Consider the following 20,002-nt stretch of genomic DNA (forward strand, 5'->3'; position numbering starts at 1 on the left):
TACCCCTTGGGAGTTCCCTCCATGCAGATCACACCCCTGATTTGGCTCATTACGATCGCTGTGACGATCCTGTTCTTCGTGTACGAGTTCTTCGCACATGTGCGTAAACCCCATGAACCATCCATCGGAGAATCGGCGCGCTGGTCCGCGTTCTATATCGGACTGGCGCTACTGTTCGGCGTCGGAATCGGAGTGGTCTCCGGCTGGAGATTCGGTGGTGAGTACTTCGCCGGGTACCTCACCGAGAAGGCACTCTCGATCGACAACTTATTTGTCTTCCTTATCGTAATGACCGGATTTGCTGTGCCGAAGAAGTACCAGCAGAAGGTGCTGATGATCGGGATCATCATTGCCCTGATCCTGCGTGGCGGGTTCATCGCCATCGGGGCGGCCCTGATCGAGAACTTCTCCTGGGTTTTTTATATCTTCGGCGCTCTGCTGCTTGTCCTGGCGTACCGGCAAGCATTTGGCAGCCACGAATCCAATCCGGCTAACGGTAAGTTCATGACACTGGTACGCCGGGTCTTGCCAGTCACTGATGAGTATCACGAGGACAAACTCACTGTGAAGCAGGGCGGGAAGCGGTTCGTCACGCCGATGCTGTTGACAATCATCACGATTGGCTTTGTGGACCTCATTTTCGCTGTCGATTCGATTCCTGCGATCTATGGTCTGACCAACGAGGCCTACATCGTTTTCACCGCCAACGCGTTCGCATTGATGGGTCTGCGTCAACTGTTTTTCCTCATCGGAGGGCTGCTGGAGCGCCTGGTCTACCTTGCCCAGGGTCTGGCCGTCATCCTTGGCTTCATCGGCGTGAAACTCGTCTTCCACGCACTGCATGTCAACGAGCTCCCCTTCGTCAACGGCGGGGAACCCCTACTCTGGGTACCAGAAATCCCCATCTGGTTCTCGCTGCTCTTCATCACCGCAACCATCGCTGTGGCGACCGTCGCGAGTCTGCTCAAAACCCGCGGCGACGATGCGCTGGACCACGGCAAGCCGGTGAACACCGCACCTCCACACGCCCAGGACGAGGATTCTGAGGGCGATAAGAAGGCCGTGTCCACTGCTGACACGACCAAATAGGCTTTGACCGCCAGTTGTGAAGGGCTCCCAAAGAGCGGTGGTGGGTGTTGACTCCACAGTAGATCCGTGAGCAGGCAAGGGCCCGCGTCCCGTATCGTTATCTGATGGTCACACGACGTGAAGTAGCTCAGATCCTTGATATTCCGTTGGAGATGGCGCACCGTCACGGTATCCCTGCGAGGCTGTCGGACGCGGAGTTGTCCGAGCTTGTGAACAATCCACCGGGCTGGCTAGTACAGTCCAGGAGCAACCGAACGGGTAAGCGCCCTGTTTGGGTTCAGCTGACCTGCGCGGTCTGTGGTTTCTCGGAAGCCGCCCGGCCGAAGAAATGGTGGCCGCCGTTCACCTATGTCTGCTGCGCGCATCATGGCCTGGCGGACTACCCGCCGATCATTCCGGGCCTGGTCCGCAGCGAATACGAGGGAATTGGCAGTCGGTTCGTCGGCATTGTTGATGTCGAAGTGCCCATCTCCTGACCGCCGAAGCCCGGCCATGATTCGCTGGTAGTCCCCATCCATGTAGCGGGTGGATCTGCAGGAATTATCGGTGGGAAAGTCGGGAGATCACCAATAAACGCAACCGGTAGACCGGATTCCGCTGGACACCTCTCCTCGGCCTACTGTTGATGCATGAGGATCAACGCCTTTTCGGATGTCTGCCTGCGCGTGATGATGATCCTTGCTCCAGCGGCGGGGCTGAAGACTTCACGAGTCATTGCCGACGAGATTGGCATACCCTACAACCATGTCAGCAAGGCGGTCATACGGCTCCGTGATCTTGGTCTTGTGGAGGTCGTCCGCGGGCGCTCCGGGGGGTTAAGGATCAGCGAGGAGGGCCGCCGCGCCAGTGTCGGCTCCCTGCTGCGGGCTTTGGACACACGTGAGGATCTTGCGGACTGCCGAACGCCAGCCGGGGACTGCCCCCTCATTCACGGCTGCGGGTTGCGGATGGCTTTGCGCCGGGCCCGAGAAGCATTTTACTCGGAGCTTGATGACGTCGTCATAGCCGGGCTGCCCGATTCCCGGGGGAAGGGCGCTGTACCAGTCTCGCTCGGCATGATCACCAGCCAAGAAGACTGCCATGTCCACATGCCACCTACCTCGAATCGTTAAACTTGCATATCAAATGCTACTTTTAGATGAGGCAATCACCCTCAAATCTAGGAGACGGCATGCTTTCGACCCAGTCACACCCCATCATCGAGGCGACCCTCCCCGTGGTGGGCGAAAAGATGCCGGGGATCGCAAGAAACTTCTACAACCGGCTTTTTAGTGCGCATCCGGAATTATTTGATGGGCTTTTTAGTCGATCAAATCAGAAAAATGGAACGCAGCAGCAGGCATTGGCGGGAAGCATTGCGGGATTTGCAACGCATCTGGTCAACAACCCTGACAGTGCACCGGAGATTCTGTTAGCCCGAATCGCTCACAAGCATGTGTCCCTCGGCATTGTGCCGGAGCAGTACGACGTCGTGTACAAGCATCTCTTCGACGCTATTGCGGAGGAACTCAGCGAAGTGATCACCGCTGAAATTGCTGACGCGTGGACCGAAGTTTACTGGCTGATGGCCCACACCCTGATCAAAATGGAAAACGCTCTGTACACCTCGGCCGCCAATGACAAGCCCTGGTCCCCATGGACAGTGACCAAAAAGGAAGCTGCGGGCAGCGACGCCGTGACCATCACGCTCATACCAGCTGATGGCACCCCGGTGAGCCCAGCCCAGCCAGGACAGTACGTTGGCGTGAAGGTAAGGATGCCGGACGGCATTCACCAAGTACGCCAATACTCGCTGGCCGCAGATGACGGTACGGCCGTCCGGGTATTCACCGCCCGACTCGACACGGAGGGCGAAGTCACTCCGGTGCTTCATCACACTGTCCAGGTCGGTGACCAGTTGATGCTTTCCAACCCCTGTGGTGACGTCACCTTGGCTGACGGTGACCACCCGCTTGTCCTGGCGTCTGCCGGAATCGGGTGCACCCCCACAGCGTCGATTCTGCGATCGCTGGCTCAACGCGAATCCCGTCGAGAGGTACTCGTTCTCCATGCTGAGGCCAGCATGGAACGCTGGGCGTTGCGCGAGCAGATGAGCAACGATGCGGCAAGCCTCGAATCCGCTGAGCTACAGCTTTGGCTAGAGATGCCAACCAGCGATTCGCGTGAGGGATTCATGTCCCTAGACGCAGTGACCATCCCAGATAACGCGTCAGTTTACCTCTGCGGGCCGCTACCATTCATGCGCTCAATCCGATCGCAGGCACTGAAATCAGGGGTCCCGGCTGAGCGTATCCACTACGAAATCTTCGGTTCGGACCTCTGGCTCGCAAACGCCTAAGCGTCGTCCCTTGGGGCTTTCCTGACCACAGTCAGAGGCATGGTGTGCCTTGTCGTCGGAGCCGATTTCCCCCGGCGTGGGACCGCAGGGCAACGGGGGAGTCAGCCATAGCACCGGGCTAAAAGGTGGTGCGGGATATTCGGCGCAGTCCTTCGGCGTCCTCGATCAGGATCCGGCCGCGGCCCTGCTTGATCAGTTTTCTGCAGGCAAGGTCAGACATGATTTTGCTGGTCGCCTCGCGCGTTGCGCCGAGCAGTCCGGCCAGTTGTTCATGAGTGAGTTTTACGGCCACGGAGTGCGTGAACCTGCCGCGGGGAGCGGAGTTGGCGAGGGTGAGTAAAGTCGCGGCGGTGCGGGCTGCGAGGGGGCGCAGTGCCATGTCGGTGAGACGTTCTTCCAATCTGGCGACCTGTTCACCGAGCAGGCGGGAGATCTTCACTGCCATTTTCGGGTTGGAGAGGAAATGGTTTTCGACGTCCGCAGCGCTGAGCTGGCACACGGTGGATGCCTCCAACGCTTCGGCATAGTTGTCGTACATTTGCAGGCCGACGAGCAGCATCTCACCGAATACCGCACCGGGTTCCAGGATTGCAATGGTGAGAGTTTTCCCATCTTCGGCAACCCTGAAAATCCGGATCCGCCCCGCCTTGAGAATAAATAGGGCTTTGATGGGCTGACTTTGGCTGAAGACGAGTTCACCGCTGTAAAAGTGCTTGGGTGGAGACATCCGGTCGAGGGCATCCATGTCATCGGCGGAGAGGTCAGCGAAAAGCTCCACAGCGTTTAGGCAGCTGAAGGGCTCTCCGGTTTCTGTCAAAGGTTCTGTCTCCCGTTCGTGTGGTGCCCAGAGCGTCGTAGGATTGCTAGCCGCCGACACGATGGTAGTGGAGCAGGCGGCGCTCAGATTCGGCGTGGTCACCGGCCACGTCGGACAACGATGGTTGCCACCAGTCCTAGGATAAGGCCATACATCGCGTGCCCCATCAGTGAGGCGCCGGATCCTCCGTCGAGGGTGAGAATCGGCATACCCATCATGGTGGGCATGATCAGCAGCGGTCCAAGAACCCACCACAACATGCCGTAGACAAGGCCCACGACGGCGCTGATGACCAAGCCCTTTTTCAGCACTCCGGGAGCGGGTATTGTCAGCGCGAGACCGATCAGGACCGAAATTACTAGATGTACCAGGAAGCCGACGATCGCAGAGTTTGAGCCGACCAGAGACGCGACCATCGGTAGCATGCCCAGCATGGCCATCAGCAGCCCGAAAACGATCCCGCCGGCAAGACCGCCCACGGACCCGGCCATGATTCGGGTTCCCAGGGGTGTGCCTGGGTCAGTTCCGGATCTTTTTGCCCTCATGTCGCTCCGTGCTGAACTCATGTCCTTGCCTTCCCGTCGTTGGTACTTACCGACGATAAACAGGCCAACAGGGGAGTTCTGCAATCTAGGACACAGTGGGCCCGGGATAATGAATCTGCTGCCCAGCCGCTACCCGGTGACCGCCCAACCGGTGGCGTTGACGAGCCGTAACCCGACATCCTGACCCATCCGGAGGTCGGGGTCTCCCGGCACCTCAATGGTGAGCGTTGCCAGGGGCTCGTTGGGTTGGTTTGGTCCGTGGCCGGTGACGTGGACCAACGTGTGGGCGCCCAACGATTTTAACCCCGTCACGGATCCTGTTGCCGGGCCATCCGCTGGTGCGACGATGTGGATAGCCTCCTGTCGTACAGTGAGGAACGCTGGACCGTCCCCGAGGCCTCGCTGCACGGGGAATCGGCCCAGCGCCGAGTGATGGGCGCCTGCTACCAGCCTGCCGGGCACGGCGTTGAGGCCTCCCAGGAGCCTATTAACCGCTAACGTCGCCGGTTGGTAGTGCAATTGGGCGACGGGACCGTGCTGCAGAATTCGCCCGCTGTCCAGGACAGCGATCGAATCGGCCAGGACTGAGGCCTCCCGGCGGTCGTGGGTCACCAGAACAATTGTCGGAGCGAGTTCGGCGCGGATATCACCCATCAGCGAGTACATAGTGTCTCGCAGCCCGGAATCGAGGGAGCTAAACGGCTCATCAAGCAAGAGGATGCGAGGGGTTCTCGCTAGTGCGCGGGCCAGCGCGACGCGCTGCTCCTGCCCGCCGGAGAGCTTGCCGGGTGAGCGGTGCGCGAGGTCTGCCAACTTCACCAGTTCCAGGTACGCCATGGCGTGTTCCCGGGACGCTTTACGGGATTGCCCCGCCATTCTGGCGGAAAAGGCCACGTTGTCCACCACACTCAGATGCGGAAAAAGCAGCGCCTTCTGGAATACCAATGCAACGCCGCGCTGCTCTGATGGGATACCGGCGAGGTTCTCCCCATCAACGAGCACCTCACCCGATGACGGTTCGTCCAGTCCCGCGGCTATCCGCAGCAGGGTGGATTTTCCGCTGCCGGAGGCGCCCAGCAGTGCGACACATCCTGATGGCTGAACGGTCAGCGAGATCTGATGTAGTACCTCAGCGTCGCCGAAGGTGCGGGAGATGCTACGGAATTCGAGGTGGGAGCTCATTGTCGCTTTCTCCTGCTCGCAGGCAGGGTGAGTCCTGCAAGCAGGATCAGGGGAGGCACGATGATGGCCACCGACAGTGCCGCGGTGAGTTGTTCGTTTCCGGTCGCCGAGGCAGCGGACCCCAACAGCAGAGGCAGTGTGCGTAGTTGTCCTCCACCGATGAGGACGGTGGTGATGTAGTCGCCCCAGCCAACCAGGAACGCCAGGAAAAAGGCGCGGGCGGCTGCGCCGGCAAGCAAATGGTAGCGGACATGGCGGGCCGCCTGGACCGGGGAGGCCCCCAGCGAACGGGCGACCTCCTCGAAACGGTGGTCGTAGCTTGCCAGTGCGCTGCGAAACATGAACGCCGTGTAGGGCAGCGCCGTGACCACCAGGACCAGTGTCACCCCTAGCGGGGGTGAAAGGTAGAGCCGCAAGAGGGCAACGTTAATGCCCATCACCAAAGCGAACGGTGGAATGGCCAACGGGGTCAGCAGGACAAACTCAACGAACCGGCTGGGCGCTGGAGCCAGGGCGCGTACTGCGAGGGCCCCCAGATAGCCCAGCGGTGTCGCGATCACGGCGACTCCCACACCCAGTGACAGCGACGACACGGCGGCCCGGGCAGTGTCTGCGGTGGCGAGTGCCGTGAACCCTTGTAAGGAGAACGACGACGGCAGGACGGCCGGGGCGCGCCATTGACCGGCGACCGACCACAGCAGTACCGGTACCATCGGCGCCACGATCCACGCCACGAGCAATAGACCGAGGATTACCCGCATGGGGAACCCGCCGGGGAGGGTCCGGCGCATCGACGTCGACGCCGGCTGCAGGACGGGTATCATCGCAGGCTCCGATGACGACGAAGCACCAGGATTGCCAGGGTGATCACTGCCGCGCTCACGGCAACGGACACCAGAGCGGTCACCATTGCCTCCGGACGCGCAGCGAGATCGACGGAGGTAAACAGCCTCACAGCTCGGACCGGGAGCGGTTCAGGTGTGGTCGGTCCGAGCAGCCAGGCGGCTTCATAGGACCCGAGGGTGTACACAAAGACGATAGCCGCGGAGACCGCCAGTGAGGGCACCGCAAGCGGGAGGACCACCCGGAGGATACGCTGGCCCGCAGATGCGCCAAGAGTGGCAGCAGCGTCGCAGAGATCGCCAACCGAGCGCGAAATGCTTCCGAGGACGACCAGGGCTACAAATGCTGACTCTTTCCACGCATACTCGGCGATGACAGCCACGAACCAGGGTCCAGAGACCAGTGCGGGGAATGCCTCAGGCATTCCGAGCAGTCGTTCCAGGAAGCCGCTGTCGGAGAGCAGCAACCCGATAGCTCCAGCCCCGATCACATGCGGAACAGGAATAGTTGCGGCACTCAACGTCTCAACTATTCGGCCCATCCTGGGCATGGCCAGCACATAGGCGGCAAGGACAAACCCAACCACGAGGGACAGCAGTGTGGAAACCACAGCAATGTACATCGAGGTGACGGTTGACCGGACCAGCTGATCAGCATCACTGGTCCAGGCATCCGTGTTGAATTGGGCAGGACCGATGAAGGGCATCAGTCCGACGCTTTGCAATGCTGCGGCGGTCAGCGAGACTCCCACGACGAGGATGATCGGGACTACTGCAGGCAACGTGAGAATCGCGGCGCGTCTGGTGGTCGGCGCCCGCAGGCCGGTCATGTGGCTGAGGCGACGTCTTGCCGCCACGCCTCATTCAAAGCCGACACCCAGTCAGATGCCAGCTCACCGTGGGCATTGCGCGAGAGTTCCTCGTAGACGGGGACGATCGGCGATTCCGGCAGCTGTTCAAAGAGGTCTTGTTGGGTTGAGGTGAGAAGATCCGTGTCGAGCACGGTGAACTGTCCCCAGGTTCCTGGATCCGCCTTCGCGGCCTGCTGTTCAGGTGATAGCGCGATGTTGGCGACCACCATGGCCCCCGCGGCATCCGCGGCGTTCACCGGCAGGGCGAGGAAGCTCGCATTTCCCACCGTGCCCTCCGCAAGCGTCAGGACCTTGGTTGACGGCGGTAGCGCACCTGATTCGACCAGATCGGTCAGGGTGGCGGGGCCATACGTCATGGCGATGTCCACTTCACCGTCAGCGAAGAGTGTGTTCAGGGCCTGCTCGTCCCGCGGGTACGTGGTGCCTTCCCGCCAAAGCGAAGGAGCAAGATCCGTAAGCGTCTGTAGCGCCAGGGGCGCGTACTCGGCGAACGCTTCCTCAGAGTAGGGGAGCGGCACCTGGTCTGCCCCACCAGCGGCACTGAGCATGACCTCGCGGAGGAAGACACTGCCGGTGAAGTCCGGTGGCCCCGGATAGGTGAACCTGCCTGGCTGGGACCGGGCCCAGTCGAGGATGCCCTGGAGCGAGGTTGGCGGGTCGGTGATGGCGTCGGAATTGTAAAAGAATGTGAACTGCGCTTTGTGCCAGGGAGCTTCGCAGCCGTCTACAGGAGTGCCGAAATCGTTGAGAAGCAGAGGATCGTCGGGGTCGGTGTACTGCATGTTCGGGAGCAGCCGGGTCCAGCCACACCGCCAGGCCTCCGCCTGTTTTCCGGTGCTGAAGGTGGAGCCGTTAGCCCAAATCAGGTCCACCGAGCCGTCACTGCGGCCAGCTTGTAGTTCGCTCAGAACCCGGTTCAGTGCGTCTGGGGTGTCCGCGATGGGGACGCGGCGCAGCGTGACACCCTGCTCCTGGGCCGCGGGTGCGAGTACGTCATCAACATAGGCGTTGCCCTTCGCGTCTCCTCCGAACATCCACAGGTCCACGGTCTGCCCCTCCGCCGCGGAAAGTACTTCGTCGAAGGTTCCAAACTGCTCGGCGGGTTCAACGCTGGCGCCCGAACAGGCGGTGAGTACCAGTGCGAGGACCGCGGTTGCAGACACAAGAGAACGACGTCGTGGGGGAGGAGCAGAAGAGGACGACACTGGAGGTCTTTCGAAAGTCGGGTCTACAGCTTCAAGTATCCTCGATAGCGGGCCGACACCCGAACCGGCAACGGACTAGCGGAGTGCAGAAAGACTATGCGACACGAACATTTGCGCGGGCGACGTGGGTCTCCAACACCCATCCTCAGACTTGCGCTCCTAGCTCTTGTCCTTCTCGCTGCGACCATCGCAGTTCTTTCGCTGCCCATCCCGCCCGTAAGTGAGATGCGTGACCTGGTTGAGCGGGCAGGCTGGTGGGGGCCTGCGGGATTCATGGTCGGGTATGCTGCCCTGACGCTCGCGCCTCTTCCCAAAAATGTCCTCTCCATCGCGGCGGGGGTGCTGTTCGGATTCTGGCCGGGACTGGTGATCGTCTACTGTGCCGCGTTGATCGGGGCCTCTGCAGCATTCTGGCTGGGACGAGCATTGGGTAGGGATGCTGTCGAAAAATATACTGGCACCCGCATTGCCAAAGTTGATGCGCTGCTGACCAGGAGCGGATTTACGGCGATGATTGGGGTCCGTCTGGTCCCGGTGTTGCCGTTCACCGCGATCAATTATTCTGCGGGACTTACGGCGCTCCGGTGGTGGCCCTACTTCTTCGGCACGATGATCGGGATGCTGCCCGGGACGATGAGCTTCCTGGCATTGGGGGCGTTCGGATTCGAACTCGGCTGGCCGGCCCAACTGGCGGGGGCGGTTCTGGGTGGACTGACTCTTGCTGGCGCCATACTCGCCGCCCGATCTCGTCGGCAAGCAAGGAGCGCAGATGTTTGACGCGCGGTTGCGGCCGCTCCTGGCACCCGCGCTGAACCGAGTCGCGGCAGTGCTGGATGTGCCGTGGATCAGCCCCAACCGGCTGACTGGGATGAACCTGCTGCTTGGACTCGCAAGCGCGGGCTTCGCGGCCGCCCAGTGGTGGTTGCCCGCGTTAGCTGCCTGGTTGCTGTGCCGGCTCGCGGACGGCCTGGATGGACCGCTGGCCCGCCGACGGGCCTCACAGCGAGGGGCAGTGCGTGACACCGGACAGGGCGGGTTTTGGGATATTTCCGCCGATTTTATCGTGTACGGTGCGACAGTGATCGGCGTGGCTATCGGCGCTACGGCAGGTTTTGGAGCCCCCTGGCTGCCGTTCCTCCTGGTCTTGTTCGCTTATTACATCAACGGGAGCGTGTTTCTGGCGTTCTCCTCTATCGCGGAGAAGAATGGGCGCCAGCTCGACGACGGCCGGTCGTTATCCTTCCTGGGCGGACTCGCTGAGGGGGCGGAAACCGTCCTGGTTCACAGTCTGTGGCTGCTCTTTCCAGCATTCGCATGGCAGGTAGCTTCGGTGTGGGCGGTTCTGGTCATGATCAGCGCGGCACAGCGAATCTTCGCTGGCTACCGAGCTCTCGCCTGAGGGAACCCGAAGAGTCGCTGCTACTGCGAGTTTCGTGAACGCGCCAACCGGTCGTTTCGCCAGCGGTTGAGACCCGCCAGGGCTCTGACAGCGACCTTCGCCGCCGGTGAGTCCAACCCTGACCGGGCATGAGCTATCGATGCATTCCACAACGCATCGTTGAAGGTCGGATAAGGGTGTGTGACACCTGCCAGGGTGCGGGTGCTCAGTCCCTGGTCGACGGCGAGGGTCAGCTCGGCCAAAGACTCCCCAGCCCTCGGGCCGACAATAGTGCCGCCCAGGATCCGCCCACCCTTGCCGATGATAATCCTCGTGAACCCTGCGGTCTGGTCTTCAGTGATTGCCCGGTCGGTGTGAGCGTGTTGGATCGTCGACGATGAGTGGGACCTCCCGGTGACCGTGGTCAAGCCGACGGCGGCGACTTCCGGGGAAGTGAACGTGACCCGTGGAACGACTCCGCTAACCTTCCGGCGCAGGCCAAGGACCGCGTTGGAAGCCGCGGTGCTGGCGTGCGTGCCAGCGAGGTGAGTGAACTCCGGATAAGGGGTGACATCACCGGCAGCCCAGACGGCCGGGTTGGACGAGCGCATCGCTGCATCGACCACCACCTGACCGGATTCGTCACAGTCCACGCCGACCAGGTCAAGGCCCAGATCCCGGGTTCTGGCTCTCCTACCCGTTGCAGCGAGAATCACGTCCGCACTGAAGCGTTGTCCGTCGCCGGTGTGGATTACGGGTTCGTCGCCGTTGCTGATCCGGTCCACGGTGGCATTCTCGATCACCCGCACTCCGTCGGAGCGCAGGCTACCCAGCACAAGAGCAGCCGCGTCACGGTCTTCCCGAGGCAGGATTGTGGAGCGGGCAAGTATCACCACCTGCGAGCCAAGCCGGGCGAGGGCCTGCCCGAGCTCACACGCGATTGGGCCACCCCCGATGACGACCAGACGACCCGGCAGTGACTGCAGGTCCCAGATGGTCTCAGAGGTGACGACCACGGGTGCGTCGGATAATCCGGGGATAGGTGGAAGCGTTGGCGCGCTGCCCGTGGCGATGAGTGCCTGTCGGAAGCGAATGGTCCTGCCGTTAACCTTGGCTTCGCCCGGCGCAGTAAAGGCTGCTTTGCCTGAGATGACAGTGACGCCTGCCGCCTCGAGTGCTTCGGGGGAGTCTGCCGGTTCGATGGCGGCTATTGCCCCCGAAATACGGTGGCGAACCGCGTCGAAATCAGTGCCATCGCCCGTGAGCGACTGCTCTGAGGCTGAGTGTCCTGCGGATAGGAGCGTTTTGGACGGTACGCAACCAGTCCACAGGCAGTCTCCACCAGTGCGGGCGTATTCCACCAGGACTGTACGGGCACCGAGCCGGGCGGCAGTTTTCGCCCCCACAATGCCTGCGGTTCCCCCACCGATGACCAACAAGTCGACTATTTCGATGCTGCGGTCCATCCGGTTGTCCTTTTCACTTGTCGGTCCGATTCCCTCTTAGCCTAGGCTGTGATGAACACCTTTTCCGCTGGGCGCGGAACCACGACTTGCCATGGAGTGATCCCGATCGCCGGTAAATACAGCACCTTTGCACGGTTCTATGACGTGATGTCCGGCGAATACCCTGTCTACCGTGCCGGCCGTGAGACCGGAATCGGCAAGCTCCGACCAACGGCTGGTGCGCAGGTGCTCGACGTCGGTTGCGGGACCGGCCTGAATTTCGGCCTGTTGCAGGAGCGGGTCACACCGGGTGGCACCATTGTCGGCATCGACCGCAGCTCAGAGATGTTGGCCCAGGCCCGACGGCGGGCCGAGCGCAACGGCTGGACCAACGTGATTCTCATCCGAGCAGACGCAACTGCGCTTTCGCCCACCGACATCCGAGCACGGATCGAAGCAGAGGGCGGGCGGGCACACTCTGATGCTGTGCTAGCTACCTATGCCCTGTCCCTGATGGCGGATTGGGACAGGGCCTGGTCCAACATGGTCTCCCTGACGGCACCGGAGGCCCGCCTATGCGTGGTGGACCTGCAGAAACCTGTCGGTATCTTTGCCGCGCTGACGCCCTTGGCGAAAGTCGCCTGCTGGCTTGGCGGATCAGACATCGACGCCCACCCCTGGACCGGGGTGGAGCGTGACTGCGCCGACGTCACAGTGGCCTCCGCCCGCGGCGGACACCTGCAGATCCGCGCCGGAACACGCACTGCACTCACCTGACCATCAACCGGTAGAGCGTCCGGTGAGGGAACCACGAAGCGGTGTCGCAGCCGTGCCAGCATGCCTAGGCTAAGGGAACGGCGCGAGGTCCGTGGGTCTCGCGGAGAGCTGGATAGATCACTAAGGTTCTCAATCGACTTGTGCCGTCAGACCGGCAGCCTTAATAGCGGTCGACGCCGCGGCCTCGTCGTTATCTGAGCTGTCCCCGCTGATGCCGACGGCTCCCTGGATGGTGCCGTCGTCGTCGCGCACCAGGACCCCGCCGGGGACTGGGATGAGTCGGCCACCAAGAGTGGCGGTCGCGGCGGCGATGAAGTAGGCCTGTTGCTCGGCGCGCTCCATGATGGCCCGCGAACCCATTCCAAGGGCCAGCGCTCCGTATGCCTTGCCCTGCGCAATTTCAAAGCGATTATTCGAGGCGCCATCCTGGCGGGCGGCGGCGATCACGTGACCGCCGGCGTCGAGCACGACGACGGTCAGCGGCTTGAAGTTCTGTTGCTGACCTGCCGCCAGGGCATCGGCGATGATGGATTGGGCGATTGTCAGTGTCAGGCTCATGATGACCTCGTTCGGTTGTCGGCTTGCTTGTGCAGGGCACGTCGGCGGTGCAGGATGGGTTCGGTGTAGCCGGATGGTTGAGCAGCGCCCTCGAGAACAAGTTCACGGGCCGCCTGGAACGCCTCGGATTTGAATGCCGGGGACATCGGCACGTAGGTGGGGTCCGAGGCGTTCTGCCCGTCCACGACCACAGCCATCCGCCGCAGGGAGGCGTCGACCTCTTCCTCGGTGACGATGCCGTGCAGTACCCAGTTGGAGACGTGCTGGGAGCTGATCCGGCAGGTAGCGCGGTCCTCCATTAACGCCGTGCCGTGGAGGTCGGGAACCTTGGAGCATCCGACGCCGTCATTCACCCAGCGAACGACGTATCCCAGAGTGCTCTGGATGTTGTTGTCCAGCTCGCTTCGTCGGTCTTCAGCGGTCCAGTCAGAGGGGTTACCGACGGGAATGGTGAGCAGCTGACGCAAGGACGAGCGACGCTTTCCGGCCAGCTCAGCCTGCCGGGCATCCACATCGACTTGATGGTAGTGCATCACATGCAGGGTCGCCGCGGTCGGGGAGGGGACCCAGGCACAGTCAGCGCCGGCAAGCGGGTGCGCAACCTTTTGCCTGAGCATGTCGCCCATATTGTCAGGGGCCGCCCACATGCCCTTGCCGATTTGAGCCCGACCGCTGAACCCGCACTCCAGACCAATATCAACGTTCGCGTCCTCGTAGGCCGTGATCCAACTGGAGTTACGCATGTCGGCTTTGCGGACCATGGGGCCGGCGATCATCGAGGTATGGATTTCGTCACCGGTGCGATCAAGGAAGCCGGTGTTGATGAACGCTACGCGGTCCCGTGCCTCCCAAATGCATGCCTTCAGGTTGGTCGACGTGCGGCGTTCCTCGTCCATGATGCCAATTTTCAGCGTGAGCGGTTCAAGGCCCAACACGGGTTCGACAGCCGCCAACAGGGCGCAGGCCACTGCGACCTCACCCGGACCGTGCATCTTCGGCTTGACGATGTACACCGAACCGGCCCGCGAGTTGCGCCCGGCATGCGGACCCCGCAAGTCGTGGACGGAGCCAAGACCAGTGAAGAGGGCGTCGAGGATTTCCTCGGGCACCGGCGCTCCGGAAGGGTCGAGGACAGCATCACTGGTCATCAGGTGGCCTACCTGGCGAATGAGCAGCAGCGAGCGCCCGGGGAGGGTCAGCTCTGAGCCGTCGGGTGCTGTGTAGGAGCGGTCGGAGTTGAGCCGCCGGGTATGAGTGCCACTTTTTTGGGTGATCTCGGCGGTCAGGGTGCCCTGCATCAACTGCAGCCAATTGCGGTAGCCCAAGACCTTATCGCCAGCGTCGACCGCAGCCACGGAGTCTTCGAGGTCCATGATGGTTGTGATGGCGGACTCCAACACGACGTCCTTCACCCCAGCAGGGTCACCAGAACCAATGGTGTGGGTGCGGTCAATCAGGATTTCGACGTGAAGCCCATGGTGGACGAGCAGGACTGACTCGGGCGCGTCAGCGGTTCCCTGATACCCCACCAGCTGCCCTGGGTCGGCGAGCCCCATTGAGCCGTCGGAAGTTTCCGCAGCGAGAGCCCCGTCTGCAATCCGGTAGGCGATAACGTCTGCGTGGGAGCCGCCCACCAGGCCAAGGTATTCATCCAGAAACTGTCGCCCACGGGCCACGACGGCGGCGCCACGGACTGGGTTGTAGGTGTCTGTGTGTTCGCGGCCATCGCCGTTATCGACTGCGTCCGTGCCGTAGAGCGCGTCATAGAGTGAGCCCCATCGGGCGTTCGCCGCGTTGGCTGCGAACCGTGCATTCAGGAGCGGGACTACCAACTGGGGCCCGGACACGGTTGCGATTTCGGGGTCTACCCGGTCTGTCGTAATCGCGAAGTCCCCGGGCTCGTCGACCAGGTAGCCGATTGAGCGGAGGAATGCCTCGTAGGCTTCCTCCTGCACGGGTTCCGCACCTTGAGAACGGTGATACTCGTCAATTTGCTGCTGCATCCGGTCCCGGGTGGCTAGCAGTTCCCCCACCTGGGGCGAGAAATCTGTGATGACCGTGGCCGCGCCGGCCCAAAAAGCTCCCTGGTCGATCCCCGTTCCAGGCAAAGCTTCGTCCCGGACGAATTCATAAAGCTCTTCGGCGACGCTGAGGCCGTTGATCTCCAAATATTTCGGCATAGTGCCCGCCCCTTAGATTCTCGTAAGGTGGAAAAAGTTTACCAATATCAAAACCTAGCCAGCGCTGCTCCCCATGTCAATGCGGGGTACCCAGCGGGCGGTCCGAGTCCTCGCTGGGGAAGTCAACGACGTGCTCGCGAGACCAGTGAAAAGCACTGCTCTGTCCAGCGATGAAGGTCGATACCCTAGGGGGGAGTCGCAATTGTGTAGATCGGCCTCTTTCGGGGCGACCGCAGGCGCGAATGAGGCTCGAGGGTTCGGTATCGAATCGAACCCTTGAGGAAGTCAGGGAGAACCAGATGTCTGCGATCCACATGTACGAGACTGCGCTGTGTTGCCACGCGGGGGTGTGTGGCCCCGATCTGGACCAGTCCCTGGTGGACGTCACCGCCGATGTGCGTCATCTCCACGTGGTTAGGTCCGGCGATGAAATTTCTCGATAACGCACCACGATTCTTGTTCTTCACGGGCAAAGGTGGCGTGGGTAAAACATCCGTAGCCTGCGCCAAGGCCCTGACACTCGCCACTGCCGGTCAGAAAGTTCTGCTAGGCCCTGACGGCTCGTGCTCCGCGCTAAGAGCTTCTGACATGCCGCGAGCGTGGGTCGGATGAACCAGCCGCTTTCTATTTGAGAACGATTCTCATATAGTGGTGGAATGCACTTAGTCATCATTACTTCGCTGGACGCCCTCGGTCGCAACAACGCCGCATCCCAGTTGGCCGCGCTGTCTCCAGAAGTTCCAGTAGTTCTGCACGACCTACTTGACGACGGAGTGGTGACGCGCCGCGTCCATCAGAATGACCAATTGGTGGAACGAGAGTCGTCTGTCCTCGAGCACGGCTGTCTGAGTTGCACTGTTCGGTTCGATCTGGTCCCTGTCTTGCTCCGCCTTGCCGCTGCCGGGGCTTCGCAGGTGATCGTCGGGTTGCCGCCGGGCACCACCGCCGAGAATGCGATTGACGGGATTCATGCCATCGCTCCGGGGGAGTTCACTGTTGATTCAGTGGCGCTGGCCGTACAGCCTGAGGACCTGGAGAACCAACTGTGGGACCATCACACGTTGTTTGAATCTGGCTACACGGCTGTTCCCGAGGATGGCAGGACCCCTGGCGAATTCCTGATGGGGGAGTTGCTCTTCGCTGATACTGTGCTCACCACCGCCAGTGATCTGCTGCCCTCGGATCAGGAACTGAGTCTCAGGGGTCTTCAACTGCTCGGCCAGCTTGCCCCCCACGCGCAGATCCTGCCCGCCGTGGGAGCGACTGCCGCCGATCTTGGAATGCACGACGACGAAGCCGCCCGCGCCCGATGTCGTCCCGGAGCGATCGCTGCGCCGTCGACGTCGTCAGGGCCATTCAGCACCTTTGAATACCGCACGGATCTTTTATTGCATCCCGATCGCTTTCGAGCAGCCCTGGGTGCCATCTCCGAGGGTTGCTGCTTTGTACGGGGCGGGGTCTGGGTTGCTGGCCTGCTGGACACCGAGGTTGCGGTGTTCGGTGTTGGCCCGCGCATCGCCCTCAGTAACGGTGGGTCGTGGGCCAGTGATCCCCAGGGGCAGTGGCGCCGCGGCACGCACCTCGCTCTGACCGGCGATGACATCGATGACGTCGAGGTGACCAGCCTGCTGGCATCCTGCGCACTGACAGACGAGGAACTGCGATCGCCCCTTATGGATGCGGCCAACAAAACCAGCCGATAGAACACGCACGAACAACTAAAGGAGAACCATGAAGGTACGCAATTCCCTCCGCGCATTGAAGAAAGTCCCTGGTGCCCAGATCGTCCGACGCAGAGGCAAGACTTTTGTCATCAACAAGAAAAACCCCCGCATGAAGGCACGCCAAGGCTGACGTGGCGGTGAAGAGCACCAAGAACACGGCTGGGATCGTTGTGGCGCTGTGCGCGGGTCACCGATGCGCTGCGCTTATCAAAGCCAGCGACGACGACGGCGGTCTCGCCGCAGCCGTCGCCCGGTCATCCGGCGGGGTACTCATCTCGGCATCCTGCCTGCAACAATGTGCCCACGGTGCCGTCGCCGCTGTTGCCCTTCGCGCTTCGATGACTGATCTCACGGGGCCGTCAGTCTGGCTGGGCGGCCTCGAAGCCCCCGGGCGGCTGCGTGCTCTCGGCGCCTGGGTGGAGCGCTGGCGCCCACAGGAAGAACGACCCAGTGCGTTACCCCACGAGCTTTCCCAGGCGGTGCTCGGTACCGGCGCACCCGTCCGCCTGACGGCAAACCAAGCCTAGAAAGCCGTTAAAACGAACGGCGCCGACCTGTGGGGTCGGCGCCGTTCGTTCTAGCTACCGTTAGTGCTCGTCGTAGTGATCGCCGTGTTCTGCGTGGCGGTGCCCGTCGTGAAGGTAGTCAGTGTGGTCGCCGTGCTGGACAGTTTCATGGGTGCAATCGGTCGAGCCGTGTTTGTGGTCACCGACGCCGTGCTCGGCCGGATCGTCATGCTCGTCGTAGTGATCGCCGTGTTCTGCGTGGCGGTGCCCGTCGTGAAGGTAGTCAGTGTGGTCGCCGTGCTGGACAGTTTCATGGGTGCAATCGGTCGAGCCGTGTTTGTGGTCGTGCTCGTGGATGGTGTGTTCTGAGTGCGTTTCGGTGGTCATCGGTATCTCCTTGGTGCGGGAGCTCCCGCAAGTTTCAGTTTCAGTGGCTATGACTGGGTGTCGGGGACGCTTCGACCGTGTGGGCGATCGCGTCTTCGATGACATGTGCAACATGCTCGTCGGTCAATGCGTAGACGGCTTCGCGCCCCGATCTGCTGACGGTCACGAGGTTCATGCTTCGCAAGAGCCTCAGGTGTTGTGACACGAGTGGCTGGGAGAGGCCAGTGGTGGCGACCAGCGTGCCTACTGACCCCTCTTTGGCGGATAGGGCAGTCAGAATTCGCAATCGTGACACAGCCCCCAGCGCTTTGAACAGCTCGGCAACCTGCTCCAGCTGTTCGTCATCCGTCATACCAATATATAAACATGTCTGCATGCGTTTATGCAATAGGTAAATACCAATCATGCAGCTTGATTGACAGGCGTGGTCGGACGCCTCCGCCTCCGTTCAAGGGGAGGAAGAGTGACGCTTGAGGCTGAAACCGCCAGGACCGAGGCAAGGATCAACGCAGAGGCCGGAGCGAAGACGGTCCAGGGTGCGCGTTCGACGTAGGCCATTCCCTCGGCCAGGATCAGGCCCCACTCGGGGCTCGGCGGATTCGCGCCGAGCCCAAGGAAACCCAGTGCCGCCAGGGCCAGGGCGGTACCGGGCAGGCGGAGCATTGCGTGCCGGAATAGTGGTCCGGCAATGTGCGGCAGAACATGCCGAACAAGAATCCGGCCCCGACCCACGCCAAGAACCGGCAGTACCGCGACGAAGGGCAGGCTTTTCGCCTGAAGGGTCAATGCCGCAGTGTGGGCAGCCAGGGGAGCCCAACTGACGAGCGCTACGGCGAAGGCTGCGCCGCCAGCCGACGTACCTGCAATTGCGGCCACGATGATTCCGGTAATGACGGGAGGGGCTGCGTTGGCCACCTCCAGCGGGCCCGTTCCCAGGCTCGGCAACGAACCGACCAGCGCCCCGATCAACAGTGACAGGAGAACGACGGCGAGGGCCGTACCCACCGTGGAGACGGTACCGTGTCCCACCCGGGCGAGCAGATCCCGCCCGCTGGCATCGGCCCCGAAGGGCAGGAGCCAGCTGGGCGGGGCGAGTCGTGGGTGGGCCGAGGCAAAAGGATCGCGCAGTACACCGGCGAGGGTGAGGGTCACCAGAAGCGATACCGCCCCGATTGGCACTGCCAGGTCGCGGCGGCGAAACGACGGCGGAACGACAGCGACCGGCACCACCCCCAGCCGTCCGGCGGGACCGAGTAGCGCCCGCCGGGCCAGTGACGCGAGGACGCCTGCCGCAATTGCCAACATCAGAAGGGCGAGCACGCCGGCCTGCAGCACAGGGATGTCCTGTGCGGTGGCGGCTCCGAGGGTCGCCCTACCGAGACCGGGGATGGCGAAGACGCGTTCAACAGCTACCGCGCCACCAGTCAGGCCGACGACGACGAGCGCCGCCTGACTTGAGACGTTCGGTAGTGCTCGGCGCAGGATTCCGACCGCGATTTGGCCGCGTGTGAATCCGGCAGACAACCATGCTGACACCCACTGTTCTTCCCCGGCTGAGCTGATGGCATCGGCGAGTAGTTTACCCATCAGCCCGCCCGCGGGCAGGCCCATGGCCAGGGAGGGGAGGACCGCGTAGTGGAGACCGAGCCAGCCTGAGGGTGGAAACCAGCCGAGCCAGACAGCGCCGATGACGAGGAATAGCGAGGCCAGAAGGAATTCCGGCAGGGACGTCGCGGTCGTGGCAAGCAGTCCAGCTCCCCGCCGATGCTTGCCCCTAGCGCTTCGCAGGAGCGAGGGGAGAGCGAACGTGCTGGCCACCAGCAGCGCAATTGCGCCGGCACCGATCATCAGAGTGACGGAAACTGCGAGAGCGGCGAGCGTGCCTGGGAGGACTGGCGCATTCGAGATCCAGGAGTGGCCGAAGTCACCCGAGAGCGCGCCAGTGAACCAGGTGATGAACACCGGAATCGGGCCTCGGTCCAGGCCGAGTTCGTCCCGCACCATGGTCAGTGCTTCAGGTGTTACCTCCAAATCGGCATAGCGGGCACGCAGCACGGTGTATTCGGGACTCTGGCCGGAGAGCCAGGGCAGCAAACCGATCACCATGACGACGGCCAGTAGGGCTCCGGCTCGCGACAGCCCTACCACTAGTCCGCT

The 20,002-nt window shown here is 62.1% G+C and carries 24 protein-coding genes; 13 read left to right on the forward strand and 11 right to left on the reverse strand.

Features of this window, described 5'->3' with window-relative positions; translation table 11 throughout:
- Positions 1-21: 21 nt before the first annotated feature.
- The 4 genes from ABD059_RS01070 to ABD059_RS01085 all read left to right on the forward strand — a co-directional run bounded on the left by ABD059_RS01070 (position 22) and on the right by ABD059_RS01085 (position 3,427).
- The gene (locus ABD059_RS01070; RefSeq protein ID WP_343877212.1) at positions 22-1,089 is read left to right on the forward strand and encodes a TerC family protein; all 1,068 of its coding nucleotides are present in this window, start codon (positions 22-24) and stop codon (positions 1,087-1,089) included.
- A gap of 104 nt (positions 1,090-1,193) precedes the next feature.
- Entirely contained in the window at positions 1,194-1,565 is a 372-nt protein-coding gene (locus ABD059_RS01075) for a hypothetical protein (RefSeq protein WP_343877214.1), read from the forward strand.
- A gap of 153 nt (positions 1,566-1,718) precedes the next feature.
- The gene (locus tag ABD059_RS01080; protein WP_343877215.1) at positions 1,719-2,201 is read left to right on the forward strand and encodes an RrF2 family transcriptional regulator; all 483 of its coding nucleotides are present in this window, start codon (positions 1,719-1,721) and stop codon (positions 2,199-2,201) included.
- A 59-nt stretch (positions 2,202-2,260) separates the two neighbouring features.
- Entirely contained in the window at positions 2,261-3,427 is a 1,167-nt protein-coding gene (locus ABD059_RS01085) for a globin domain-containing protein (RefSeq protein WP_343877216.1), read from the forward strand.
- Between the two features lie 118 nt (positions 3,428-3,545).
- On the opposite strand, the gene ABD059_RS01090 is transcribed toward ABD059_RS01085, so the two are convergent.
- The 6 genes from ABD059_RS01090 to ABD059_RS01115 form a co-directional block, all read right to left on the reverse strand.
- Positions 3,546-4,244, reverse strand: a complete 699-nt coding sequence (locus ABD059_RS01090) for a Crp/Fnr family transcriptional regulator (RefSeq protein WP_343877218.1) — start codon at positions 4,242-4,244, stop codon at positions 3,546-3,548.
- A 98-nt stretch (positions 4,245-4,342) separates the two neighbouring features.
- Positions 4,343-4,810 (reverse strand): hypothetical protein, encoded by a 468-nt coding sequence (locus ABD059_RS01095; protein ID WP_343877219.1) that lies wholly within the window; start codon positions 4,808-4,810, stop codon positions 4,343-4,345.
- A gap of 108 nt (positions 4,811-4,918) precedes the next feature.
- On the reverse strand, positions 4,919-5,971 hold the full coding sequence (locus ABD059_RS01100; RefSeq protein WP_343877220.1) for an ABC transporter ATP-binding protein: 1,053 nt from the start codon (positions 5,969-5,971) through the stop codon (positions 4,919-4,921).
- The gene (locus ABD059_RS01105) at positions 5,968-6,795 is read right to left on the reverse strand and encodes an ABC transporter permease (protein WP_343877221.1); all 828 of its coding nucleotides are present in this window, start codon (positions 6,793-6,795) and stop codon (positions 5,968-5,970) included. Before ABD059_RS01105 ends, ABD059_RS01100 begins: the two co-directional genes overlap by 4 nt.
- On the reverse strand, positions 6,792-7,643 hold the full coding sequence (locus ABD059_RS01110; RefSeq protein ID WP_343877223.1) for an ABC transporter permease: 852 nt from the start codon (positions 7,641-7,643) through the stop codon (positions 6,792-6,794). The genes ABD059_RS01105 and ABD059_RS01110 overlap by 4 nt, the downstream gene beginning before the upstream one ends.
- Positions 7,640-8,848 (reverse strand): ABC transporter substrate-binding protein, encoded by a 1,209-nt coding sequence (locus ABD059_RS01115; protein WP_343877224.1) that lies wholly within the window; start codon positions 8,846-8,848, stop codon positions 7,640-7,642. The genes ABD059_RS01110 and ABD059_RS01115 overlap by 4 nt, the downstream gene beginning before the upstream one ends.
- Before the next feature lie 138 nt (positions 8,849-8,986).
- Between ABD059_RS01115 and ABD059_RS01120 the strand changes: the two genes are divergently transcribed.
- Together ABD059_RS01120 and ABD059_RS01125 are read left to right on the forward strand one after the other, a co-directional pair.
- On the forward strand, positions 8,987-9,667 hold the full coding sequence (locus tag ABD059_RS01120) for a TVP38/TMEM64 family protein (RefSeq protein WP_343877225.1): 681 nt from the start codon (positions 8,987-8,989) through the stop codon (positions 9,665-9,667).
- On the forward strand, positions 9,660-10,289 hold the full coding sequence (locus ABD059_RS01125; protein ID WP_343877227.1) for a CDP-alcohol phosphatidyltransferase family protein: 630 nt from the start codon (positions 9,660-9,662) through the stop codon (positions 10,287-10,289). The genes ABD059_RS01120 and ABD059_RS01125 overlap by 8 nt, the downstream gene beginning before the upstream one ends.
- 20 nt (positions 10,290-10,309) lie before the next feature.
- Here the strand turns inward: ABD059_RS01125 and ABD059_RS01130 are convergent, their stop codons facing one another.
- Positions 10,310-11,734: a dihydrolipoyl dehydrogenase family protein gene (locus ABD059_RS01130; RefSeq protein ID WP_343877228.1), complete on the reverse strand. Its 1,425-nt coding sequence runs from the start codon at positions 11,732-11,734 to the stop codon at positions 10,310-10,312.
- A gap of 51 nt (positions 11,735-11,785) precedes the next feature.
- Between ABD059_RS01130 and ABD059_RS01135 the strand changes: the two genes are divergently transcribed.
- Positions 11,786-12,490 (forward strand): class I SAM-dependent methyltransferase, encoded by a 705-nt coding sequence (locus ABD059_RS01135; RefSeq protein ID WP_343877229.1) that lies wholly within the window; start codon positions 11,786-11,788, stop codon positions 12,488-12,490.
- Between the two features lie 129 nt (positions 12,491-12,619).
- Here the strand turns inward: ABD059_RS01135 and ABD059_RS01140 are convergent, their stop codons facing one another.
- Complete coding sequence (locus ABD059_RS01140) at positions 12,620-13,048, reverse strand: GlcG/HbpS family heme-binding protein (RefSeq protein WP_343877230.1); 429 nt, start codon at positions 13,046-13,048, stop codon at positions 12,620-12,622.
- Entirely contained in the window at positions 13,045-15,228 is a 2,184-nt protein-coding gene (locus ABD059_RS01145; RefSeq protein ID WP_343877231.1) for a malate synthase G, read from the reverse strand. The genes ABD059_RS01140 and ABD059_RS01145 overlap by 4 nt, the downstream gene beginning before the upstream one ends.
- A 299-nt stretch (positions 15,229-15,527) precedes the next feature.
- Between ABD059_RS01145 and ABD059_RS01150 the strand changes: the two genes are divergently transcribed.
- From ABD059_RS01150 to ABD059_RS01175, 6 genes are all read left to right on the forward strand, one after another.
- Complete coding sequence (locus ABD059_RS01150) at positions 15,528-15,671, forward strand: arsenic metallochaperone ArsD family protein (RefSeq protein ID WP_343877232.1); 144 nt, start codon at positions 15,528-15,530, stop codon at positions 15,669-15,671.
- Positions 15,655-15,840, forward strand: a complete 186-nt coding sequence (locus ABD059_RS01155; protein WP_425546116.1) for an ArsA-related P-loop ATPase — start codon at positions 15,655-15,657, stop codon at positions 15,838-15,840. The genes ABD059_RS01150 and ABD059_RS01155 overlap by 17 nt, the downstream gene beginning before the upstream one ends.
- Before the next feature lie 44 nt (positions 15,841-15,884).
- On the forward strand, positions 15,885-16,931 hold the full coding sequence (locus ABD059_RS01160; protein ID WP_343877233.1) for a GTP-binding protein: 1,047 nt from the start codon (positions 15,885-15,887) through the stop codon (positions 16,929-16,931).
- 28 nt (positions 16,932-16,959) lie between these two features.
- Positions 16,960-17,082 (forward strand): type B 50S ribosomal protein L36, encoded by a 123-nt coding sequence (ykgO, locus tag ABD059_RS01165; protein WP_082471366.1) that lies wholly within the window; start codon positions 16,960-16,962, stop codon positions 17,080-17,082.
- 7 nt (positions 17,083-17,089) lie between these two features.
- Positions 17,090-17,479 carry a hypothetical protein gene (locus ABD059_RS01170; RefSeq protein ID WP_343877234.1) on the forward strand — a complete coding sequence of 130 codons (390 nt, stop codon included), beginning with the start codon at positions 17,090-17,092 and terminating at the stop codon, positions 17,477-17,479.
- A gap of 63 nt (positions 17,480-17,542) precedes the next feature.
- The gene (locus ABD059_RS01175; protein ID WP_343877235.1) at positions 17,543-17,827 is read left to right on the forward strand and encodes a hypothetical protein; all 285 of its coding nucleotides are present in this window, start codon (positions 17,543-17,545) and stop codon (positions 17,825-17,827) included.
- Between the two features lie 58 nt (positions 17,828-17,885).
- Here ABD059_RS01175 and ABD059_RS01180 read toward each other — a convergent pair whose 3' ends face one another.
- Positions 17,886-18,197 (reverse strand): ArsR/SmtB family transcription factor, encoded by a 312-nt coding sequence (locus ABD059_RS01180; RefSeq protein WP_343877237.1) that lies wholly within the window; start codon positions 18,195-18,197, stop codon positions 17,886-17,888.
- Between the two features lie 50 nt (positions 18,198-18,247).
- Positions 18,248-19,993, reverse strand: a complete 1,746-nt coding sequence (locus tag ABD059_RS01185) for an ABC transporter permease subunit (protein WP_343877238.1) — start codon at positions 19,991-19,993, stop codon at positions 18,248-18,250.
- Between the last annotated feature and the right edge of the window lie 9 nt (positions 19,994-20,002).

This window comes from Arthrobacter flavus, assembly GCF_039526005.1.
GTDB lineage: Bacteria > Actinomycetota > Actinomycetes > Actinomycetales > Micrococcaceae > Arthrobacter_D > Arthrobacter_D flavus.

Bases quoted from the DNA above. Each gene is read 5' to 3' on its own strand.
- ABD059_RS01080 (WP_343877215.1), top strand. From the start codon at position 1,719: ATGAGGATCAACGCCTTTTCGGATGTCTGCCTGCGCGTGATGATGATC.
- ABD059_RS01180 (WP_343877237.1), bottom strand. From the start codon at position 18,197: ATGACGGATGACGAACAGCTGGAGCAGGTTGCCGAGCTGTTCAAAGCG.
- ABD059_RS01145 (WP_343877231.1), bottom strand. From the start codon at position 15,228: ATGCCGAAATATTTGGAGATCAACGGCCTCAGCGTCGCCGAAGAGCTT.
- ABD059_RS01120 (WP_343877225.1), top strand. From the start codon at position 8,987: ATGCGACACGAACATTTGCGCGGGCGACGTGGGTCTCCAACACCCATC.
- ABD059_RS01140 (WP_343877230.1), bottom strand. From the start codon at position 13,048: ATGAGCCTGACACTGACAATCGCCCAATCCATCATCGCCGATGCCCTG.
- ABD059_RS01155 (WP_425546116.1), top strand. From the start codon at position 15,655: ATGAAATTTCTCGATAACGCACCACGATTCTTGTTCTTCACGGGCAAA.
- ABD059_RS01105 (WP_343877221.1), bottom strand. From the start codon at position 6,795: ATGATACCCGTCCTGCAGCCGGCGTCGACGTCGATGCGCCGGACCCTC.
- ABD059_RS01075 (WP_343877214.1), top strand. From the start codon at position 1,194: ATGGTCACACGACGTGAAGTAGCTCAGATCCTTGATATTCCGTTGGAG.
- ykgO (WP_082471366.1), top strand. From the start codon at position 16,960: ATGAAGGTACGCAATTCCCTCCGCGCATTGAAGAAAGTCCCTGGTGCC.
- ABD059_RS01100 (WP_343877220.1), bottom strand. From the start codon at position 5,971: ATGAGCTCCCACCTCGAATTCCGTAGCATCTCCCGCACCTTCGGCGAC.
- ABD059_RS01150 (WP_343877232.1), top strand. From the start codon at position 15,528: ATGTCTGCGATCCACATGTACGAGACTGCGCTGTGTTGCCACGCGGGG.
- ABD059_RS01085 (WP_343877216.1), top strand. From the start codon at position 2,261: ATGCTTTCGACCCAGTCACACCCCATCATCGAGGCGACCCTCCCCGTG.
- ABD059_RS01095 (WP_343877219.1), bottom strand. From the start codon at position 4,810: ATGAGTTCAGCACGGAGCGACATGAGGGCAAAAAGATCCGGAACTGAC.
- ABD059_RS01070 (WP_343877212.1), top strand. From the start codon at position 22: ATGCAGATCACACCCCTGATTTGGCTCATTACGATCGCTGTGACGATC.
- ABD059_RS01135 (WP_343877229.1), top strand. From the start codon at position 11,786: ATGAACACCTTTTCCGCTGGGCGCGGAACCACGACTTGCCATGGAGTG.
- ABD059_RS01130 (WP_343877228.1), bottom strand. From the start codon at position 11,734: ATGGACCGCAGCATCGAAATAGTCGACTTGTTGGTCATCGGTGGGGGA.
- ABD059_RS01110 (WP_343877223.1), bottom strand. From the start codon at position 7,643: ATGACCGGCCTGCGGGCGCCGACCACCAGACGCGCCGCGATTCTCACG.
- ABD059_RS01160 (WP_343877233.1), top strand. From the start codon at position 15,885: ATGCACTTAGTCATCATTACTTCGCTGGACGCCCTCGGTCGCAACAAC.
- ABD059_RS01125 (WP_343877227.1), top strand. From the start codon at position 9,660: ATGTTTGACGCGCGGTTGCGGCCGCTCCTGGCACCCGCGCTGAACCGA.